Source organism: Arthrobacter sp. MDT2-16, from assembly GCF_054510925.1.
In genome coordinates this window covers 87153-103514 of the sequence record NZ_JBTNDP010000005.1, presented here as the reverse complement: position 1 = coordinate 103514, position 16362 = coordinate 87153, and the positions used below count along the sequence as shown (strand labels likewise).

Below are 16362 nucleotides of genomic sequence, written 5' to 3'. Positions count from 1 at the left end.
TCCGGGCGCGGGTCTGCTGCGCCCTGTGTCGGTAGGCGGGGCGCTCACTGCGCCCGCATCCTCGTCAACGCGGATCGGCGTCGCGCCATTCCTCGCGCTGCATCCCGTCATGCCACGCCCGCGCTGCCCGTCCGGCGTCATACCGACGGCGTCCTCAGCGGCGTGCTTGTTGGTCGGCTCTTCGACCACCCGATACGATCAGCACGGCGGTCCCGGACCTCACCGGCGCCCGCCGCGCCCGTTCGGGCATCTATTTCCCAGCATCAAGGAGACTCCCCGTGTCAGCGCCGCAGCCTATCAAACTCATCGTCGACGGCGAAGAGAAGCAGGCGAGCACGGGCACCACCGGCACGGAGCTGTTCGGCGAGCGGCGCGACGTCGTCGTCATGCGCGTGGACGGCGAGTTGAAGGACCTCGACCAGCAACTGCCCGACGGCGCGTCCGTGGAGGGCGTCACGCTGGAGGATCCTGCAGGTCTCGAGGTGCTGCGCCATTCCGCCGCGCACGTCATGGCGCAGGCCGTGCAGCAGCTGCGCCCGGGCGCGAAGCTCGGTATCGGCCCGTACATCACCGACGGTTTCTACTTCGACTTCGACGTCGAGGAGCCCTTCACGCCGGACGAGCTCAAGCAGCTCGAGAAGATGATGCTGAAGATCGTCAACGCCAACCAGCGCTTCGTACGCCGCGTCGTCTCCGAGGACGAGGCGCGCGAGGCGATGCAGGACGAGCCGTACAAGCTCGAGCTGATCGGCCTCAAGGGCGGGGCGACGGACGACGACGGTGCGTCCGTGGAGGTCGGCGCCGGCGAGCTGACCATCTACGACAACGTGGACCGGAAGTCAGGCGACGTCGTGTGGAAGGACCTCTGCCGTGGTCCGCACCTGCCGAACACCAAGCTCATCTCCAACGCCTACGCGCTGACGCGCTCAGCGGCGGCCTACTGGCGCGGCAGCGAGAAGAACAAGCAGCTGCAGCGCATCTATGGCACCGCCTGGCCCACCAAGGACGCCCTGAAGGCGTACCAGGAGCGCCTGGCCGAGGCCGAGCGCCGTGACCACCGCCGCCTCGGCACGGAGCTGGACCTGTTCTCGTTCCCCGACGAGCTGGGCTCCGGCCTGCCGGTGTTCCATCCCAAGGGCGGGATCATCCGCAAGGCGATGGAGGACTACTCCCGGCAGCGCCACACCGACGCCGGCTACGAGTTCGTCTACACGCCGCACATCACCAAGGGGCACCTCTACGAGGTCTCCGGCCACCTCGACTGGTACCGCGACGGCATGTTCCCGGCGATGCACGTCGACGAGGAGCTCAACGAGGACGGCTCGGTGCGCAAGCCCGGGCAGGACTACTACCTCAAGCCCATGAACTGCCCCATGCACAACCTGATCTTCCGGTCCCGCGGGCGCTCCTACCGCGAGCTGCCGCTGCGCCTGTTCGAATTCGGGTCCGTGTACCGGTACGAGAAGTCCGGTGTGGTCCATGGCCTCACGCGCGTCCGGGGGATGACCCAGGACGACGCCCACATCTACTGCACCCGCGAGCAGATGAAGGACGAGCTCACGGGGACGCTGAACTTCGTCCTCGGGCTCCTCAAGGACTACGGCCTCGAGGACTTCTACCTGGAACTCTCCACCCGCAACCCGGAGAAGTCCGTCGGCTCGGACGACATCTGGGAGGAGGCCACGCGCACCCTCGCCGAGGTCGCCGAGGCCTCCGGCCTGGAGCTCGTCCCGGATCCCGGGGGAGCCGCGTTCTACGGACCGAAGATCTCCGTGCAGGCCCGTGACGCCATCGGGCGCACCTGGCAGATGTCGACCATCCAGCTGGACTTCAACCTGCCCGAGCGTTTCGAGCTCGAATACCAGGCGGCCGACGGGTCGCGCCAGCGTCCTGTGATGATCCACCGGGCGCTCTTCGGGTCGATCGAGCGCTTCATGGGCGTGCTGACCGAGCACTACGCCGGGGCATTCCCGGCCTGGCTCGCGCCGGTGCAGGTGCTCGCGATCCCCGTCGCGGAGGCGTTCAACGACTACATGTTCGACGTCGTCGACAGGCTGAAAGCCGAGGGCATCCGGGCGCAGGTCGACGCCGGGTCCGACCGCTTCCCCAAGAAGATCCGGACGGCGAGCAAGGAGAAGGTCCCGTTCGTGCTCATCGCCGGCGGCGAGGACCAGGAGGCCGGTGCCGTCTCCTTCCGCTTCCGTGACGGCAGTCAGGACAATCAGGTGCCCGTGGACGAGGCCGTCCGCCGGATCGTGGAGGCGGTCCGGACCAGGGAGGCCACACTCTGATGGAAGGCGGGGGGAGCCTGGAGGAGGGCACGACGGCGGCATATCCGGGAGACGCGACGGTGACGGACGGATTCGAGCTCGCGGGCGTGCCCGACGCCTTCCAGCGCCTGTGGACCCCCCACCGCCTCGCGTACATCAAGGGAGGGCAGGAGCAGGTGACGTCCGAGGCGTCCTGCCCGTTCTGCCACGCGCCGCAGCTGAGCGACGAGGAGTCCCTGATCGTCCACCGCGGCACGTACGCCTTCGTGCTGCTCAACCTGTTCCCGTACAACGCCGGTCACCTCCTCGTCTGCCCCTACCGGCACGTCCCCGACTACACGGATATCGACGAGGCGGAGACGGCCGAGGTCGCGGCCCTCACCCAGACCGCGATGCGCGTGCTGCGGCGCGTGTCCAATCCGTCGGGCTTCAACCTCGGCATGAACCAGGGCGTCACGGGTGGTGCCGGCATCGCCGCCCACCTCCACCAGCACGTGGTGCCCCGCTGGGGCGGGGACGGCAACTTCCTGCCGATCATCGCCCAGACCAAGGCCATCACGCAGACGCTCGGTGAGGTCCGTGAGCAGGTAGCGGCGGCCTGGCCCTCGGCCGGGGACGTCCCGGAATCGGTGGCCTGATGCTCAACAGGTACGCACGGGGCTTCTTCACCCGACTGTTCACGCCACTGGCCCGCTTGCTGCTGCGATGGGGCGTGACACCCGACGCCGTCACGATCGTGGGCACCGTCGGCGTGGCCGGCGGCGCGCTCGTCTTCTACCCGCTCGGCCAGCTGTTCTGGGGCACGGTCTTCATCACGCTCTTCGTGTTCTCCGACGTGCTCGACGGCATCATGGCGCGCACGAGGGGTCACAGCGGCCCCTGGGGCAACTTCCTCGACTCGACGCTGGACCGCTTCGCCGACGGTGCGCTCTTCGCCGGCGTCGCGATCTGGTTCTTTACCGGCGGACGGAATCCGGCCATCGCGATCGCCGCCCTGGCCTGCCTCGTGCTCGGAATGATCGTCTCCTACGTGCGTGCCAAGGCCGAATCGCTGGGCTTCACGGCGAACGTCGGCCTCGCCGAGCGGGCCGAGCGTCTCGTCTCCGTCCTCGTGGTCACGGGACTGACGGGCCTGGGCCTGCCCGAGGGTGTCCTGCTGGCAGTCCTTGTCATCCTCGCCGCAGCGAGCCTGGTCACGGTGTTCCAGAGGGTGAGGGCCGTCCGCCGTCAGTCGCTGGACACCGGGCCGACGTCGTCGAACCCCCTGGGAGCGTCGGGGCCGGGGGCGCGCGGCGCGTCCACCGACGCATCCGCCGAATAGCTGCCGAAGAGCCGCCGGGAAGGTCTTCCGCCGGTCGGGCGTGCCGACATCCGGCCTGCCGCGTCCGATGCGGAAGGCGCTCACGCCGGAGGGGATGCCGGCAGGCCACACCGGCCGTCGAGGGCTCAGGTCAGGAGGCGGAGGCGAAAGCCGGGGAGCGGGCGCCTGCGAGCGCTGTCGCACCATCACGCAGGGGAGACAGTGCGGTGCCGAGCGCCGAGAGGTACTCGGCACGTCGCTTGGGTGAGATCCGGGAGACGGGCGCCGACGGGGTTGCGGAGGCATCGGAGTAGTGGGTCGCGAGTCCGTCCTGCAGCAGGCGCAGTGCCTCGGACTTCTGCTGCGAAACCGCGGAGTGGGTGGTGCCGAGTTCTGCGGCGACCTCGGTGACGGACCTGCCCTCGAAGAAGACCTGCTCGATGATGTGGCGCATCCGCTCCGGCAGGTGCGTTACAGCAGCGCGCAGGTGTCGTACCTGCTCGCCGGCGAGCAGGGATGCTTCGGGAAGCTGATCGAGCGCGGGAACGATGTCGAGCACGGTCTCGTCGAGGGTCTGCACGGAGCGCGCGGCGTCGTCGAGCGCCGCGTGGACCTCCTGCCGGCTCACGCCGAGGGTCATGGCCAGCTCCTCGACGGTCGGCGTCCGGCCTAGCGAGGCCGCCAGGGTGTCCTGCGCCGCGAGGGTGTCGCCGATCCGCCGTCGGACCGATCGCGGGGCCCAGTCGTTGGACCGCATCTCGTCGGCGAACGCTCCCGTGATCCGACGGCGCGCGTAGGCGCCGAAGGGCACCCCGAGCGTGGGATCGAACGAGTCCGCCGAGGTGATGAGGGCGATGGCTCCCACCGATGCGAGATCGTCCCGTGAGAGATGCGTGGCGCGGGCGCAGAGGCTCGAGACGAGATACCCGACGAGTGGCAGGTTGTCGACGATGAGTTCTTCGCGGTTGCGTGAGTGCATGAGCAAGCTCCCCAGCTGCTTGATGCCAATACGCCCTCGCGCAGACCCCGAGTAGGTCCGCACGAGAGGCTGATGTCATTCGTGAAGCTATCAGCGGCCATCGGCCGGTTGACGGCGCTGAGTCAATCCTGCTCAAAGGCTGAGGTTGAGGAGCTTACGGGTGGACGTCACGGGTCCGGGGTGAGGGAAGCCGCGGGACGATGATCTCCCGTCCGGGACCGAGCCATGGGAGGAGGTCGGCCCGGACGGTTCCGGGGCCGACGGTGCTCGCCTGCAGCCCGAACCCCGTCCCGCACGGCGGACCGATGAACCGGACCGGCCCGGTCCGTCTAACCAGCAGCGAACGACGACTGCGGGAAGGACACTGATGACACACGGGAATGAATGGCTGCCCGCCGATCTGCACATAGTCTCCGAGTGGGACCTGAGTCTGCTGCAGCGTGCTGCGGTGCCGCCCTGCATGCCGGCCGGACGTGCCGGACCTGCCGGACCTGTGGGACGGGTGCGGCCTTCACCCTGGTCGGGGGGCCTGGACAGGGTGCTGGACGAGCTCGACCGACGGGACGTGGTCCCGCCCCGGGACGTGACCACGCGCCGGTGAGGGCCCTGTCGCCGTCGCAGGGCGCTGCGCACGGTCGGATCGGGGGTGAGCGACCGCGAAGCGTGACGGCCGGTGACGGTACCCGGCCGGCGATCGGGGGAGTGATGCCCAGGGCCGTATCATGAAGGGTCAGCTTTTATCTACCTTTAGGGGCAAATCGTGTCCACCGTTGAAGACCGTTCGGCAACCACAGCTCAGACCGGCGGCAACCGGGTCAAGCGCGGGATGGCCGAGATGCTCAAGGGCGGCGTCATCATGGATGTCGTCACCGCCGAGCAGGCACGCATCGCCGAGGACGCCGGTGCGGTAGCCGTGATGGCGCTCGAACGGGTTCCTGCCGACATCCGCGCCCAGGGCGGCGTCTCGCGCATGAGCGACCCCGACATGATCGACAGCATCATCGAGGCCGTGTCCATCCCGGTCATGGCGAAGGCGCGCATCGGCCACTTCGTGGAGGCGCAGGTCCTGCAGTCCCTCGGCGTCGACTACATCGACGAGTCCGAGGTGCTCACGCCCGCGGACTTCACCAACCACATCGACAAGTGGAAGTTCACCATCCCCTTCGTCTGCGGCGCCACCAACCTCGGAGAGGCCCTGCGCCGCATCAACGAGGGCGCCGCGATGATCCGCTCGAAGGGTGAAGCGGGCACCGGCGACGTGTCGAACGCCACGATGCACATGCGCAAGATCCGCTCGGAGATCAACCGGCTGTCCTCGATGGCCGAGGACGAACTCTACGTGGCCGCCAAGGAACTCCAGGCGCCGTACGAGCTCGTCAAGGAGGTGGCCTCCGCGGGCCGCCTGCCCGTGGTCCTCTTCACCGCGGGCGGCATCGCCACTCCGGCGGACGCCGCCATGATGATGCAGCTCGGCGCGGACGGCGTGTTCGTGGGCTCGGGCATTTTCAAGTCCGGCAACCCCGCGGAGCGTGCGAACGCGATCGTCCAGGCGACCACGTTCCACGACGACCCGGACACGATCGCCAAGGTGTCGCGCGGTCTGGGCGAGGCCATGGTCGGTATCAACGTCGAGGAGATCCCCCAGCCCCACCGCCTGGCAGAGCGCGGCTGGTAGTAGAGCCCGGCGCGAGCTCGGCGGGTCGTACCGGAGCAGGATCTCCCATCGGGAGCGGCGAGGACCGTAGCCGTATCGGCTGCGGTCCTCTCCGCATCGGGGCCCTCCCGCGCTACCTTCGGAAGGGGACAGCGACGTCGCACACCTCGGCCTCGGGGTGGGCGTCGTCGAACGGGGCGAAATAGATCTCACGCGGGGGGAGCGAGGGCGTGAGGCCCTCGCGGGACAGCCATGCGTACACCTCGTCATAGGCCGTGAGGATCTGCGGATACACCACTTCGGCCTGCGTGATACGGACGTAGGCCAGTTCTCCGGCCGGCTCGACGAGCACGTTCGTCTCGCCGGAGACGTCGGTCGGCAGCACCCCGCCGCGTACCGGGATCGCGTTCTCCACGACACCGTCCGTGTCGTCGTTGACGGGGCTCCGGTAGATGGTCGTCAGCGGTCCTGCCCAGCCACCGAGTCCCTCGGCCACCGGTGCGAGCCGGTTGCACGACAGGCGGATGAAGTCCGGGATCTCGTCCGGCCGCACCCGCCTCCTCTCCGTCACGTAGGTCATGGAATCGCATTCCCTCGTCCTCACATCCATCTGCTTCTCCTTCCCCTCGATGAATTGCGACATCACGTACGCGGCCAGATGCCGCTGCGCGAACCGGGTCGCCTCGACGCTGGTCCAGTACGCGGCGAGCAGGTCGGCGCGCCGGCTCGCGTCCTGCGCCAGGACGGCGGCGATCGTGCCCAGCGGCATGTCGAGCCCGCGCAGCAGGATGATCAGGCGCGCGTCGGCTACCTGGTGGTCTCCGTAGTACCTGTAGCCGTTGCGCGGATCGACCCGTGCGGGTGGGAGCAGGCCGCTCTCGGCGTACAGGCGCAGCGCCTTGCTGCTCAGTCGCGTCCGGCGGCTGAAGGCCCCACTGCTCATGAGCGGCACCGGTACCTCCCTGTGATGTCGTCGTGGCTGTCCTGCCACACCCCGAGCGTCAACCCGGCCCCGGGGGCAGGGTCAAGAGACGCCGGGTCACTGGCCCGTCGTGCCGTCGAGCAGTTCCCGGAGGATGTCGAGGTGGCCGCAGTGCCGCGCCGTCTTCTCGGCGGCCGGAGGAGGGGATGTGCGTGGGTCGGTCGTCATGCCACCACAGTAGCGACGCGTCCGCCCTCAGAGATCGAGGGCGTAGGTCCGGCCGCGGCCGAGCAGGGTGAACCCGCGCCGTGAGAGGAACCGGTAGCCCTCAGGTGTGGCGTTCACCGCGAGATCCATCGCCCCGGCCGCGCCCGCCGCCCGTGCCGTGGTGCTCAGCAGGGCCGTCGCCAGGCCCCGGCGCTGGTAGGCGGGCAGGACCTCGAGGTGGTGGATGCCGCCGAGTCCGGTGAGGCCTGCGACGCCGGACGGCCGGAAGGAGTACGCAGCACCCGAGATGTTGCCGCCGTCGGTGTCCCGTGTCACCGCGTGCCATGCCTGCCGCGGCTGCGTCCGGACCACCCGCAACTCCTCCGCCAGGGGGCCCGAGTAGTCGAACACCTCGGTGGTGAGGACGGCGTCGTCGTCGCCCGACCGCACGACGGCGGACACCGGAGCCGCCATCCACCACGGCTGCCAGCCCGGCGCGAATCCGAGCGCTCCGAGCTCGGCGGGGTCCACTGCGCCGTTGAGCCAGACCCGGGCGGATGTGGCACCGAGCCGGCTGCCCTCGGCCAGTGCCGGCCGCACCGCGTAGGCCGTGACGCTCTCAGGGAACATCATCATCAGCTCCCGACGCGCGGGCAGCCACACCCAGGTGCAGCCATGCGTGGAGAAGGTCTTCCCGCCGGTGGCCGAGGCGAGTGCGGCGAACCAGGAGGCCTGGAGGCGCTGGCACTGGGCGATCGTCACCATGCGTCGACCCCGCCAGGGATCCCCGTCACGCCAGGCCGCGGCGTACCAGCAGCGGATGGAGGTCGGCGTCGCGTCCACGGAATCGGCGGAAGGCCTCCAGCGGGTCGATGCTGTTACCCCGGGAGAGCAGCTCTCGCCGGAAGTGGTCGCCGTTCTCGCGCGTGAGTCCGCCCGAGGACTTGAACCACTCGACGGTATCGGCGTCCAGCATCTCGCTCCAGATGTAGGCGTAGTAGGAGGCCGCGTAGCCGCCCGCGAAGATGTGCTTGAAGTAGGAGGTGCGGTACCGCGGCGGGACGGGGGCGAAATCGACCCCTGCGTCGGCGAGCGCCGCGGCCTCGAAGGCCAGCGGGTCCTCGATCACGGTGCCGGCGGGGATGGAGTGCCAGGCGAGATCGAGCAGCGTGGCGCCGAGGTATGCCGTCGTCTCGAAGCCCTCGCCCCACGCGCCTGCCGCATGGATGCGGTCGATGACGTCCTGGGGGAGCGCCTCGCCGGTCTCGTGGTGGCGGGCGTAGTTGGCGACGATCTCGGGCCAGAGGATCCACATCTCGTTGACCTGCGACGGGTACTCGACGAAGTCGCGCGGCACGGACGTGCCGGCGAACAGCGGATAGGTGACGTCCGAGAAGAGTCCGTGCAGGGCGTGGCCGAACTCGTGGAAGGTGGTGACCACCTGGTCGTAGGACAGCAGCGTCGGTTCACCTGCTCCCGGCCTGGAGATGTTCAGGTTGTTGATGACGACGGCGTGCGTGCCCTCGAGCGAGGACTGGTCCACGAAGGAGTTCATCCACGCGCCGCCGCTCTTCGTGTCGCGGGTGTAGAAGTCGCCGAGGAACAGGCCGAGTCCGGAGCCGTCCTCGTTGAAGACCTCCCACACGCGGACGTCGGGGTGGTAGCCCACGAGGTCCGGGCGTTCCGTGAAGGTCAGGCCGTAGAGGCGGTTGGCGGCGTAGAAGACGCCGTCGTGGAGGACGCGTTCGAGCTCGAAGTAGGGGCGCAGGGCGTCCAGGTCGACGTCGAACTTCGCCTTCCGGACCTTCGACGCGTAGAAGGCCCAGTCCCAGGGCTCGATGGCGTGCCCCGCCTCGGCCTCCAGCTCCTCCGCCTCACTGCGGGCGTTGCGGACGGCCGGAGCGGCGAGCTCCCGCATCCGGTCCAGGATCGCCTCGAGTGAGGGCGCTGTCTGGCTGTCGGTCGCGGCGGCGGCATGCGAGTCGAAGCCGAGCAGCGCAGCGCGCTCGGCACGGAGGGTCACCATGCGGGTGGTGATCGAGAGCGTGTCGGCGTCGTTGCCGCGTGCACCGCGGCTCACCGATGCCTCGTGCAGGCGACGGCGGACGTCCCGGTTCGTGAGCGACTCCAGGGCGGGCTGCGCGGTGGGGAGGATGAGCGTCAGGAGGTACTTGCCCTCATGGCCGGCGTCCGTGGCCGCTGTCGCTGCGGCCGAGATCGCATCGGCGGAGAGCCCGTCGAGTTCCTCGGCGGTCTGGAGCAGGAGCGCGGACTCGTTCGTGTCCTTCATGAGTTTCTGGGAGAACTCGGTGCTGAGCGCGGAGAGCTCCGCGTTGAGGCGGCGGAGCGTGGCCTGCGCGTCGTCGTCGAGCTCGGCGCCGGCCCGGACGAAGCTGCGGAGGTGTTCCTCGACGAGCCGCGCGGACTCGTCGTCGAGCCCGTTGACGGGTACCTGGCGGATCCGTTCGAACAGGGCCCGGTCGAGCCTGATGTTGTCCTCGTGCTCGGCAAGGCGCGGAGCGACCTGCTGCTCGAGCTCCTGGATGGCTGCGGTGGCGTGGCTGACCGAGTTGCTGAAGAAGACGCGTGCCACGCGGTCCAACGTGCTGCCCGCACGTTCGAGGGCGACGACCGTGTTCTCGAAGGTAGGCGCCTCATCGGAGCCCGTGATCCTCCCGATTTCGGCGAGGTGCTCGGCGAAACCGGCGTCGAAGGCGGGCAGGTAGTGCTCGTCCCGGATGGCGGCGAACGGCGGCAGCTGGTAGTCGAGGGTGCTCTGTTCGAGAAAAGGGTTGCTCATGGGAACCAACTTTTGCACGTTGTTGCACTTCTCCGCATCACCCTTGACCCTGCGGGCACGGGCTCCCTACTGTCGGAATGCTTCGCTACCTGATGATCCGGGGGCCCGACAGGGGCATCGACGCGTGGCAGGGGTACCCGGCACCGACGCCGGTGTGCCGCGGAGCATGCCGGGCAGCGCTGCCCGGTCCCGAGAAGGAGCACCCATGTCAACGCGTTCCCGATTATCGATCCTGCTGTCCCTGTCCCTCGCCCTCACCGGAGTCGGCCTCTCGGCCGTCCCGGCCACGGCGTCTCCGCCCCGCACGACGCCGGGTGCCGCGGACGAGCGCGCGACCCCCATCCCCGCCGTCCAGGGTCCCCTTGCGACGACGGCCGAGTCCTATCCGTTCGGAGCGGCCGACCACCAGGAGGTCCCGCAGGATCTCGGGAGTATCGGCTACGTGGAGGAGGAGTACCTGGTCAGTGGTGCCTCCAATGTCTACACCTGGCCGACCACCGGACCCGCGCAGATCCGCACCCCCGATGCGCCCTACACGACCCGCGTCCTCGTCCGGAAGCCGGCCAAGGGCAGGGACTTCAGCGGCAACGTGGTGGTGGAGATGTTGAACCCGAGCAACCTGTTCGACCTCAACATCGGCTGGGCCGTCGCCCAGGAGCAGATCGTGGCCAACGGTGACGCCTGGGTGGGCATCACCGCCAAGCCCATCGCCGTCGAGGCGCTCAAGAACTTCGACCCCGAGCGCTATGCGTCCCTCTCCTTCGCCAATCCGCTCCCGCTGAGCGATCCGGCCAACTGCGCCACGGTGGCGACCGACTCCTCGAGGTCCACCGAGAACGGGCTCATCTGGGACATCTACTCCCAGGTCGGGGCGTGGCTGAAGAGCGACGACGCGGCGAACCCGCTGCGTTACGGATCCCGGAGCACGCAGGTGGAATACGCGTACGGGTTCGGCTACTCCCAGACGGGCGGTTACCTGGTCAACTACATCAACGGCGTGCATCCGCTCGTGGTCGAGTCCGACGGCGCACCGATCTACGACGCGTACATCGTCGCCGTCGCCGGCGGTGGGTTCGCCGGGGCGTACCCCATGAACCAGTGCGAGCCTGCGCCCCCGGCCACGGACGTGCGACGCCAGTTCACGGACGTGGGCGTACCGATCATGCGGATCATGTCGCAGTCCGACTACCTGCTCGGCATCGGCTCCCGCCGGGCCGACAGCGACGCCCCCGGCGACCAGTACCGCCACTACGAGATGGCCGGGGCCGGGCACGCGACGCCCGACGAACTGACGTTCTCGGCGTCCTCCGCCGACATCATCGCGGCCGGGCGCAGCGTCCCGCCGGCATCGTGCAACGAGGGTCCACGCAGCAGGTTCCCGAGCTCCATCTTCTTCAACGCGGCGCTCCGCAATATGGACCTCTGGGTCCGCGAGGGTGTCGCACCGCCGCGCGCGGAGCCGATCCTCGTGCGCGACGGCGTTCCCGTGCTGGACGAGTTCGGCAATGTGCAGGGGGGCCTGCGCTCGCCGTTCCTCGATGTGCCGACGAGCACCTGGTACGGCGCGGCGACCGGGGCGTCGTTCTGCTTCATCGCCGGATACGAGCGGCCGCTGCCCCAGGACGTGATCGACGGCCTCTATCGCAACCACGGGGCCTACGTCCAGGCGGTCCGGGAGAGCGCGCGGACGCTGGAGCGCCAGGGCTTCCTCACCGACTACGACTCCCGCGAACTGCGGAAGGACGCGCTGAGGAGCGATATCCCCTGACAAGGGTGTCGGCCGTCGGACTCCGCCGTCGCCCTGGCCGATGACCCGGCGTGCAGGGAAGTGCGGGCATTCTGCTGCTCGGGCTTCCCTGCACGGCCGATCCCTGCCCCGCCGTCCGAGCTTGCACCCGCATGATGGCGACGGTGGCGCTTCAGTCGGGCAGGTAGGGCTTGTACGGATCGAGGGTCCCATCGACGACGGGGACGAGAAGCTCCACCTGGCCGGCTTCGGTCGTAGCGGTGAGCGTCGTGCGGGCGCCGGGTGCGTCCCCCGCTGTGCGCAGCAGGGTTGCGACGGTGTCCAGCGGGATGCTTCCCTCCGCCGGGATCGTGAGGGTCGTGGTCTCGTCGGCATCACTGATGCTCACATCCACTGCCTCGTCCCCGTTGTTCTCGAGCGTACCCAGGAGGCGGGCCGGTTCATTCTCCTCATGCGTGACCAGCAGGACACTGCGCAGGTCCACATCGCCCACGCTCTTGTCATCTCCTACCGCGGTCGAATTCCAGTCCTCCTCACTGGTCGCACATCCGGTGATCATGCCCAGTCCCAGGAGGAGAAGCGCACCCTTCCGGGCGACTCGATATCCCTTGGGCGTCCGGGCGTCGTGCCCGGTTCCTGCGTATCCGGTCATCGCGGTTCCTCCTGCTGGTCGTGGTTTTCCGTCCTTCGACCGTAGGCAGGGCGGGAGCGGCAGGGGAACCTCCGATGCATGACCGCAACGAGGCTCCCACGTCGCACTCAGGAGACATCCTGGGTTCTTCCAGCCCCGACATGAGCTGCCCGGTCCCGTCGATGACTCCACGATGTCTATGATCCTTGACTTCTGATGTCAATGATCCTTAACATCTCCCCATGGTTCCCAGGGAGACTGGCACGGTGAATCCGATCCGGGATCGCCGTAAGGAGCAGCGAATGACGCAGGCGGAGCTGGCGGACCTCGTGAGTGTGAGCCGCCAGACGATCATCGCCGTCGAGCAGGGCGACTATGCCCCCTCGGTCTATCTCGCCCTCCGCATCGCCCGCGCCCTGGGCGGGACCGTCGAGGAACTGTTCACCAACGATCCGGGAGAAAAACGATGACGCACAAGCCCACCCTGCTGGATCGGGTCGCGGAACGCATCATGGACCTGGACAGTCCGGCCTACGGGGATGAACGTGAGCGGGCCGTCTTCATGGAGTCGAGTTCCTTCGGGTTGACGACGGGACTCTATGCAGGTCTCGTCGGCGCCCTGGTCGCGTCCATCTTCGGGGCGGTGCTGCTGCCCGTGGTCCTGCTGGCGGTGACGATCCTGCCGTCCGCGGCTGCCACCTGGTACGCCAAGCGACGGGACGTCCATCCCCGGAAACTCGCCGAGAACGCCGGTGCCCGGTCCACCATGGTGGGCATCGTGGTCTTCGGCGCCGTGATGGCGCTGACCTTCGCGGCCGTGACGTACACCGTCCTCACCGGTGCTCCGCTGGTTCCCGCACCCCGACTCGACGTCACTCCGGGCGAGGGGTTCCTCGGCGGGATGGCGCAGGGCGCCGTCGTGGGCGGCATCATCGGCGGACTCGCGGCGATCGTCGGAGGCATGCTCAGCTTCCGGCGTGCACGCCGTCATCGGGACGACGTCGGTCTCCGCCTTCCGTGACCGGATCACGTCCCCGAGATCTCCGCACCGGCGCGGCACGGGCCGCCGGGACGGATGCGGACGAGCAGTCCGGCTAGCCGCCCACGATGAGGGTCACGGGCCCGGTGGCCATCGGTCCGCCACACGCCTCGGATCCGCCGACCCTCCCACTCCGCGGTGCCGGGCGACAGGGAAGCCGGCCGACTGTTACGCGTCCGCAATCGTCCTGTCGCCGGCGGGAGTCACGATCGAGCGGCGCTCAGCCCTCGGTCGGGGGAGAGTAGAGCTGGAGGTCGTTGCCCTCGCTGTCCTTGAACGGCAGGATCCGGCCCCAGGGGTACTCGCTGATCTCGCCCCGGACGTCTGCACCTCCGCGGGACGAGATGCGCTCCAGTTCGTCCTCGATGGATCCTTCGGGCTGGAGACTGATGACGGCACCGCCGCCCCGCCCACCGTGCGTGTTCTCGCGGGCGTTCAGTCCGATGGTCAGCCCGCCGGCGTCGACCGTGGACCAGTCCTCCTGCTCCATCGTGACGTCCAGTCCGAGGGTGTCCCGGTAGAACGCGAGGGCCCTGCCCATGTCCTCGACGGGTACCCAGACGGTTGCTACTCCCTTGGCCATGACGCTCCTTCCGCGGACCCGCATCGGGGTCCAGTGGGGTGCAGGCCCAGTCGGGCCCGTCCCCACGAACGCTACCGGCAGGGCTCGCCCGCAGGGCGCGGCGTCCACGCCCCTTGACGCGGAAGCCGGGGTGCTGTCCCTCGCAGGGCGCCCGCAAGGACACGGCGCCCCGGGCGGACCTACCGCGGCCTTGCTCCCGCGTGCTGCCGGGCGAGGTCTGCGAGCGAGTCGTCCACGCCGCCGTCGTCGAACGCACCGAACTTCCGTTCGGCCGCGGTGCGCAGCAGGAAGTCGGCGATCGCGGGGTTCTTCGGCAGTAGTGAACCGTGCAGGTAGCTCGCCACGATGTTGCGGTAGCGCGCCCCCTCGTGTTTGTCCTCGGCGTTGTTGCCCGCGCCCTTGACCACGGTCGCGAGGGGCTTCAGCCCTGCACCCAGAAAGGTCTGGCCGCTGTGGTTCTCGTAGCCGTGGATCTCGCCGAATTCCTCGCTGGTGGCCACGACGTTGCCGATCAGGCGTTCCGTCCCGCCCCGCGTCTCGAGGTCCAGCACACCGATGCCGGGGATCACGGTGCCGTCGTGCGTGCGGAAGACCTTGCCGAAGAGCTGGTACAGCCCGCAGATCAGCAGCATGGGCGTGCCGTCCTCCGCCAGGGCGCGGAGCGTCGGGGCGATGGCCTGCAGGTCGTCCTGGATCACCACCTGCCCGCTGTCCTGGCCGCCGCCGCCGATGATGATGTCGACGTCGTCGGGGAAAGCGTCGCCGGCATTGTGCTCGAGGATCTCCGCCCCGTAGCCGCGCCACGCGAGGCGTTGCTTGAGGACCAGGACGTTCCCGTAGTCGCCGTAGATGTTCATCTCGCGCGGGTACAGCTGCAGGATCCGCAGGCTGCCCTTCGAGGGATCGGCGGGTGCCTCCGTGAGGGCGCTGGCGGATGGTGCGTCGCTCATCAGGAGACAACCTCGACCTTCGTGATCTTGGAGAGCTCGCGGCGGACCGCGAGCATGGCCGTGTACGTACAGAAGATCCGCTTCGGGCGGCCCTCCGACCCCCGGACGAACTGCTTCAGCGCCTCCGTGATGTCGGGGTCGACGGCGCCGACCCGCACGTCGTCGTACTTGAGCCGCAGCGCCATGTCGTAGGCGCGTACGCCGCTGACCATCTCGACGCCGCCGAGGCCGAGCGAATCGAAGTCCACGTCCCACAGCCAGGACATGTCGCGCCCGTCCGCGTAGTTGTCGTTGATCGCGATCATGGTCGCGCAGCCTGCGGGGTCGAAGGACTTCAGGCCGAGGCGGAATCCACTGGGGTTCTTGACGAGCACCAGTTCGAGGGCCTGGCCGTCGACCACGAGGCTCTCCCCGCGCCCGAACGCGGGCTCCACCGCGGCGAGCGAGGAGAAGAGCCGGGCGTCGTCGGCAGTACCGCCGAGGACGGCGCGGGCGGCCGCGAGGGCGGCGGCGGCGTTGAAGATGTTGTAGACCCCGCGCAGGCGCAGCTCGGTGTGCGTCGTCGTGCCGTCCGCCTCGAAGGAGGCCGCGTTGCCGTCGACGGAACGGAGGACGACGTCGGCTGGCAGCGCCGACGCGGGGGCGATCCCCTCGGCGCCGCGCAGCTCGTCGTCGTTCGGGAACGTGCTCCGCAGCGAGGCGTCGAGGCCGAAGTAGACGACGTCTGCGGTCGTGATGGACGCGGCCAGGCCCGCGACGCGGGGGTCCTCCCGGTTCAGGACGACCGTCCCCGTGGTGGCGAGTGCGATGCGCTCGAGCAGGCGCGTGGTGGCGTCGATCTCGCCGAAGCGGTCGAGCTGGTCGCGGAGGACATTGAGGAGCAGGGAGTACCGCGGCGGCACGAGCTTCACGAAGTGCACGGCGTGCGCCTCGTCGAGCTCGAGGACGGCGACGTCGGCTTCGAGCCGCCCGCGCCAGTCGACCTCGCCCAGGAGGGCTGCCGCGACACCGCGCGTGAAGTTGCTGCCGGTGCGGTTCGTGAACACCGTCAGGCCCTGGCCCTCGAGCAGTTCCACCACCATCTTGGTGGTGGTGGTCTTGCCGTTCGTTCCGCTGACGACGACGACGCCGCGGGGGAGAGTGGACAGCGCGCGGCCCATGAAGCCGGGGTCGAGGCGCTCGACCACGAGGCCCGGGAATGCGGAGCCGCCGCCGCGCAGGCGGGAGGCGACGCGCACGGCCTTGCCCACGAGAACTGGAAGGGGATTCATGCCAACAAA

16 protein-coding genes are annotated in these 16362 nt (G+C 69.0%); 7 read left to right on the top strand and 9 right to left on the bottom strand.

Features of this window, described 5'->3' with window-relative positions; genetic code table 11:
• Window positions 1–278 precede the first annotated feature (278 nt).
• From thrS to pgsA, 3 genes are read left to right on the top strand one after another with little or no spacing between them, the layout of a single operon-like run.
• Entirely contained in the window at window positions 279–2291 is a 2013-nt protein-coding gene (gene thrS / locus ACX80N_RS10545; RefSeq protein WP_105030455.1) for a threonine--tRNA ligase, read from the top strand.
• On the top strand, window positions 2291–2908 hold the full coding sequence (locus ACX80N_RS10540) for an HIT family protein (RefSeq protein WP_420808204.1): 618 nt from the start codon (window positions 2291–2293) through the stop codon (window positions 2906–2908). Before thrS ends, ACX80N_RS10540 begins: the two co-directional genes overlap by 1 nt.
• Window positions 2908–3591, top strand: a complete 684-nt coding sequence (pgsA, locus tag ACX80N_RS10535) for a phosphatidylinositol phosphate synthase (protein ID WP_105030454.1) — start codon at window positions 2908–2910, stop codon at window positions 3589–3591. Before ACX80N_RS10540 ends, pgsA begins: the two co-directional genes overlap by 1 nt.
• A gap of 130 nt (window positions 3592–3721) precedes the next feature.
• Here pgsA and ACX80N_RS10530 read toward each other — a convergent pair whose 3' ends face one another.
• Complete coding sequence (locus ACX80N_RS10530; RefSeq protein WP_459339356.1) at window positions 3722–4549, bottom strand: sigma-70 family RNA polymerase sigma factor; 828 nt, start codon at window positions 4547–4549, stop codon at window positions 3722–3724.
• Between the two features lie 760 nt (window positions 4550–5309).
• Between ACX80N_RS10530 and pdxS the strand changes: the two genes are divergently transcribed.
• Window positions 5310–6224 carry a pyridoxal 5'-phosphate synthase lyase subunit PdxS gene (gene pdxS / locus ACX80N_RS10525; protein ID WP_105030451.1) on the top strand — a complete coding sequence of 305 codons (915 nt, stop codon included), beginning with the start codon at window positions 5310–5312 and terminating at the stop codon, window positions 6222–6224.
• A gap of 112 nt (window positions 6225–6336) precedes the next feature.
• On the opposite strand, the gene ACX80N_RS10520 is transcribed toward pdxS, so the two are convergent.
• The 4 genes from ACX80N_RS10520 to ACX80N_RS10505 all read right to left on the bottom strand — a co-directional run bounded on the left by ACX80N_RS10520 (window position 6337) and on the right by ACX80N_RS10505 (window position 10132).
• On the bottom strand, window positions 6337–7146 hold the full coding sequence (locus tag ACX80N_RS10520; RefSeq protein WP_459339355.1) for a MerR family transcriptional regulator: 810 nt from the start codon (window positions 7144–7146) through the stop codon (window positions 6337–6339).
• A gap of 96 nt (window positions 7147–7242) precedes the next feature.
• Window positions 7243–7353 carry a mycothiol transferase gene (locus ACX80N_RS10515; protein ID WP_459339354.1) on the bottom strand — a complete coding sequence of 37 codons (111 nt, stop codon included), beginning with the start codon at window positions 7351–7353 and terminating at the stop codon, window positions 7243–7245.
• Window positions 7354–7380: 27 nt separating this feature from the next.
• On the bottom strand, window positions 7381–8097 hold the full coding sequence (locus ACX80N_RS10510) for a GNAT family N-acetyltransferase (RefSeq protein ID WP_459339353.1): 717 nt from the start codon (window positions 8095–8097) through the stop codon (window positions 7381–7383).
• Between the two features lie 25 nt (window positions 8098–8122).
• Window positions 8123–10132: a M3 family metallopeptidase gene (locus tag ACX80N_RS10505; protein ID WP_459339352.1), complete on the bottom strand. Its 2010-nt coding sequence runs from the start codon at window positions 10130–10132 to the stop codon at window positions 8123–8125.
• Window positions 10133–10337: 205 nt separating this feature from the next.
• Between ACX80N_RS10505 and ACX80N_RS10500 the strand changes: the two genes are divergently transcribed.
• Entirely contained in the window at window positions 10338–11900 is a 1563-nt protein-coding gene (locus ACX80N_RS10500) for an alpha/beta hydrolase domain-containing protein (protein WP_459339351.1), read from the top strand.
• Window positions 11901–12051: 151 nt separating this feature from the next.
• Here the strand turns inward: ACX80N_RS10500 and ACX80N_RS10495 are convergent, their stop codons facing one another.
• Window positions 12052–12531 carry a hypothetical protein gene (locus ACX80N_RS10495; protein ID WP_459339350.1) on the bottom strand — a complete coding sequence of 160 codons (480 nt, stop codon included), beginning with the start codon at window positions 12529–12531 and terminating at the stop codon, window positions 12052–12054.
• Window positions 12532–12752: 221 nt separating this feature from the next.
• On the opposite strand from ACX80N_RS10495, the gene ACX80N_RS10490 reads away from it, so the two are divergent.
• Window positions 12753–12980 (top strand): helix-turn-helix transcriptional regulator, encoded by a 228-nt coding sequence (locus tag ACX80N_RS10490; RefSeq protein WP_105030444.1) that lies wholly within the window; start codon window positions 12753–12755, stop codon window positions 12978–12980.
• Window positions 12977–13531, top strand: coding sequence for a hypothetical protein (locus ACX80N_RS10485; protein WP_459339349.1), 555 nt, complete (start codon window positions 12977–12979; stop codon window positions 13529–13531). Before ACX80N_RS10490 ends, ACX80N_RS10485 begins: the two co-directional genes overlap by 4 nt.
• Window positions 13532–13769: 238 nt before the next feature.
• Here the strand turns inward: ACX80N_RS10485 and ACX80N_RS10480 are convergent, their stop codons facing one another.
• From ACX80N_RS10480 to ACX80N_RS10470, 3 genes are all read right to left on the bottom strand, one after another.
• Complete coding sequence (locus tag ACX80N_RS10480; RefSeq protein ID WP_459339348.1) at window positions 13770–14132, bottom strand: VOC family protein; 363 nt, start codon at window positions 14130–14132, stop codon at window positions 13770–13772.
• Between the two features lie 179 nt (window positions 14133–14311).
• The gene (locus ACX80N_RS10475; protein ID WP_105030440.1) at window positions 14312–15082 is read right to left on the bottom strand and encodes a type 1 glutamine amidotransferase; all 771 of its coding nucleotides are present in this window, start codon (window positions 15080–15082) and stop codon (window positions 14312–14314) included.
• A complete protein-coding gene (locus tag ACX80N_RS10470) occupies window positions 15082–16353 on the bottom strand; it encodes a MurT ligase domain-containing protein (protein WP_459339347.1) in 1272 nt (423 codons plus the stop codon). Before ACX80N_RS10470 ends, ACX80N_RS10475 begins: the two co-directional genes overlap by 1 nt.
• Between the last annotated feature and the right edge of the window lie 9 nt (window positions 16354–16362).

Bases quoted from the DNA above. Each gene is read 5' to 3' on its own strand.
- ACX80N_RS10540 (WP_420808204.1), top strand. From the start codon at position 2,291: ATGGAAGGCGGGGGGAGCCTGGAGGAGGGCACGACGGCGGCATATCCG.
- pgsA (WP_105030454.1), top strand. From the start codon at position 2,908: ATGCTCAACAGGTACGCACGGGGCTTCTTCACCCGACTGTTCACGCCA.
- ACX80N_RS10530 (WP_459339356.1), bottom strand. From the start codon at position 4,549: ATGCACTCACGCAACCGCGAAGAACTCATCGTCGACAACCTGCCACTC.
- ACX80N_RS10520 (WP_459339355.1), bottom strand. From the start codon at position 7,146: ATGAGCAGTGGGGCCTTCAGCCGCCGGACGCGACTGAGCAGCAAGGCG.
- ACX80N_RS10515 (WP_459339354.1), bottom strand. From the start codon at position 7,353: ATGACGACCGACCCACGCACATCCCCTCCTCCGGCCGCCGAGAAGACG.
- ACX80N_RS10510 (WP_459339353.1), bottom strand. From the start codon at position 8,097: ATGGTGACGATCGCCCAGTGCCAGCGCCTCCAGGCCTCCTGGTTCGCC.
- ACX80N_RS10505 (WP_459339352.1), bottom strand. From the start codon at position 10,132: ATGAGCAACCCTTTTCTCGAACAGAGCACCCTCGACTACCAGCTGCCG.
- ACX80N_RS10500 (WP_459339351.1), top strand. From the start codon at position 10,338: ATGTCAACGCGTTCCCGATTATCGATCCTGCTGTCCCTGTCCCTCGCC.
- ACX80N_RS10495 (WP_459339350.1), bottom strand. From the start codon at position 12,531: ATGACCGGATACGCAGGAACCGGGCACGACGCCCGGACGCCCAAGGGA.
- ACX80N_RS10490 (WP_105030444.1), top strand. From the start codon at position 12,753: ATGGTTCCCAGGGAGACTGGCACGGTGAATCCGATCCGGGATCGCCGT.
- ACX80N_RS10485 (WP_459339349.1), top strand. From the start codon at position 12,977: ATGACGCACAAGCCCACCCTGCTGGATCGGGTCGCGGAACGCATCATG.
- ACX80N_RS10480 (WP_459339348.1), bottom strand. From the start codon at position 14,132: ATGGCCAAGGGAGTAGCAACCGTCTGGGTACCCGTCGAGGACATGGGC.
- ACX80N_RS10475 (WP_105030440.1), bottom strand. From the start codon at position 15,082: ATGAGCGACGCACCATCCGCCAGCGCCCTCACGGAGGCACCCGCCGAT.
- ACX80N_RS10470 (WP_459339347.1), bottom strand. From the start codon at position 16,353: ATGAATCCCCTTCCAGTTCTCGTGGGCAAGGCCGTGCGCGTCGCCTCC.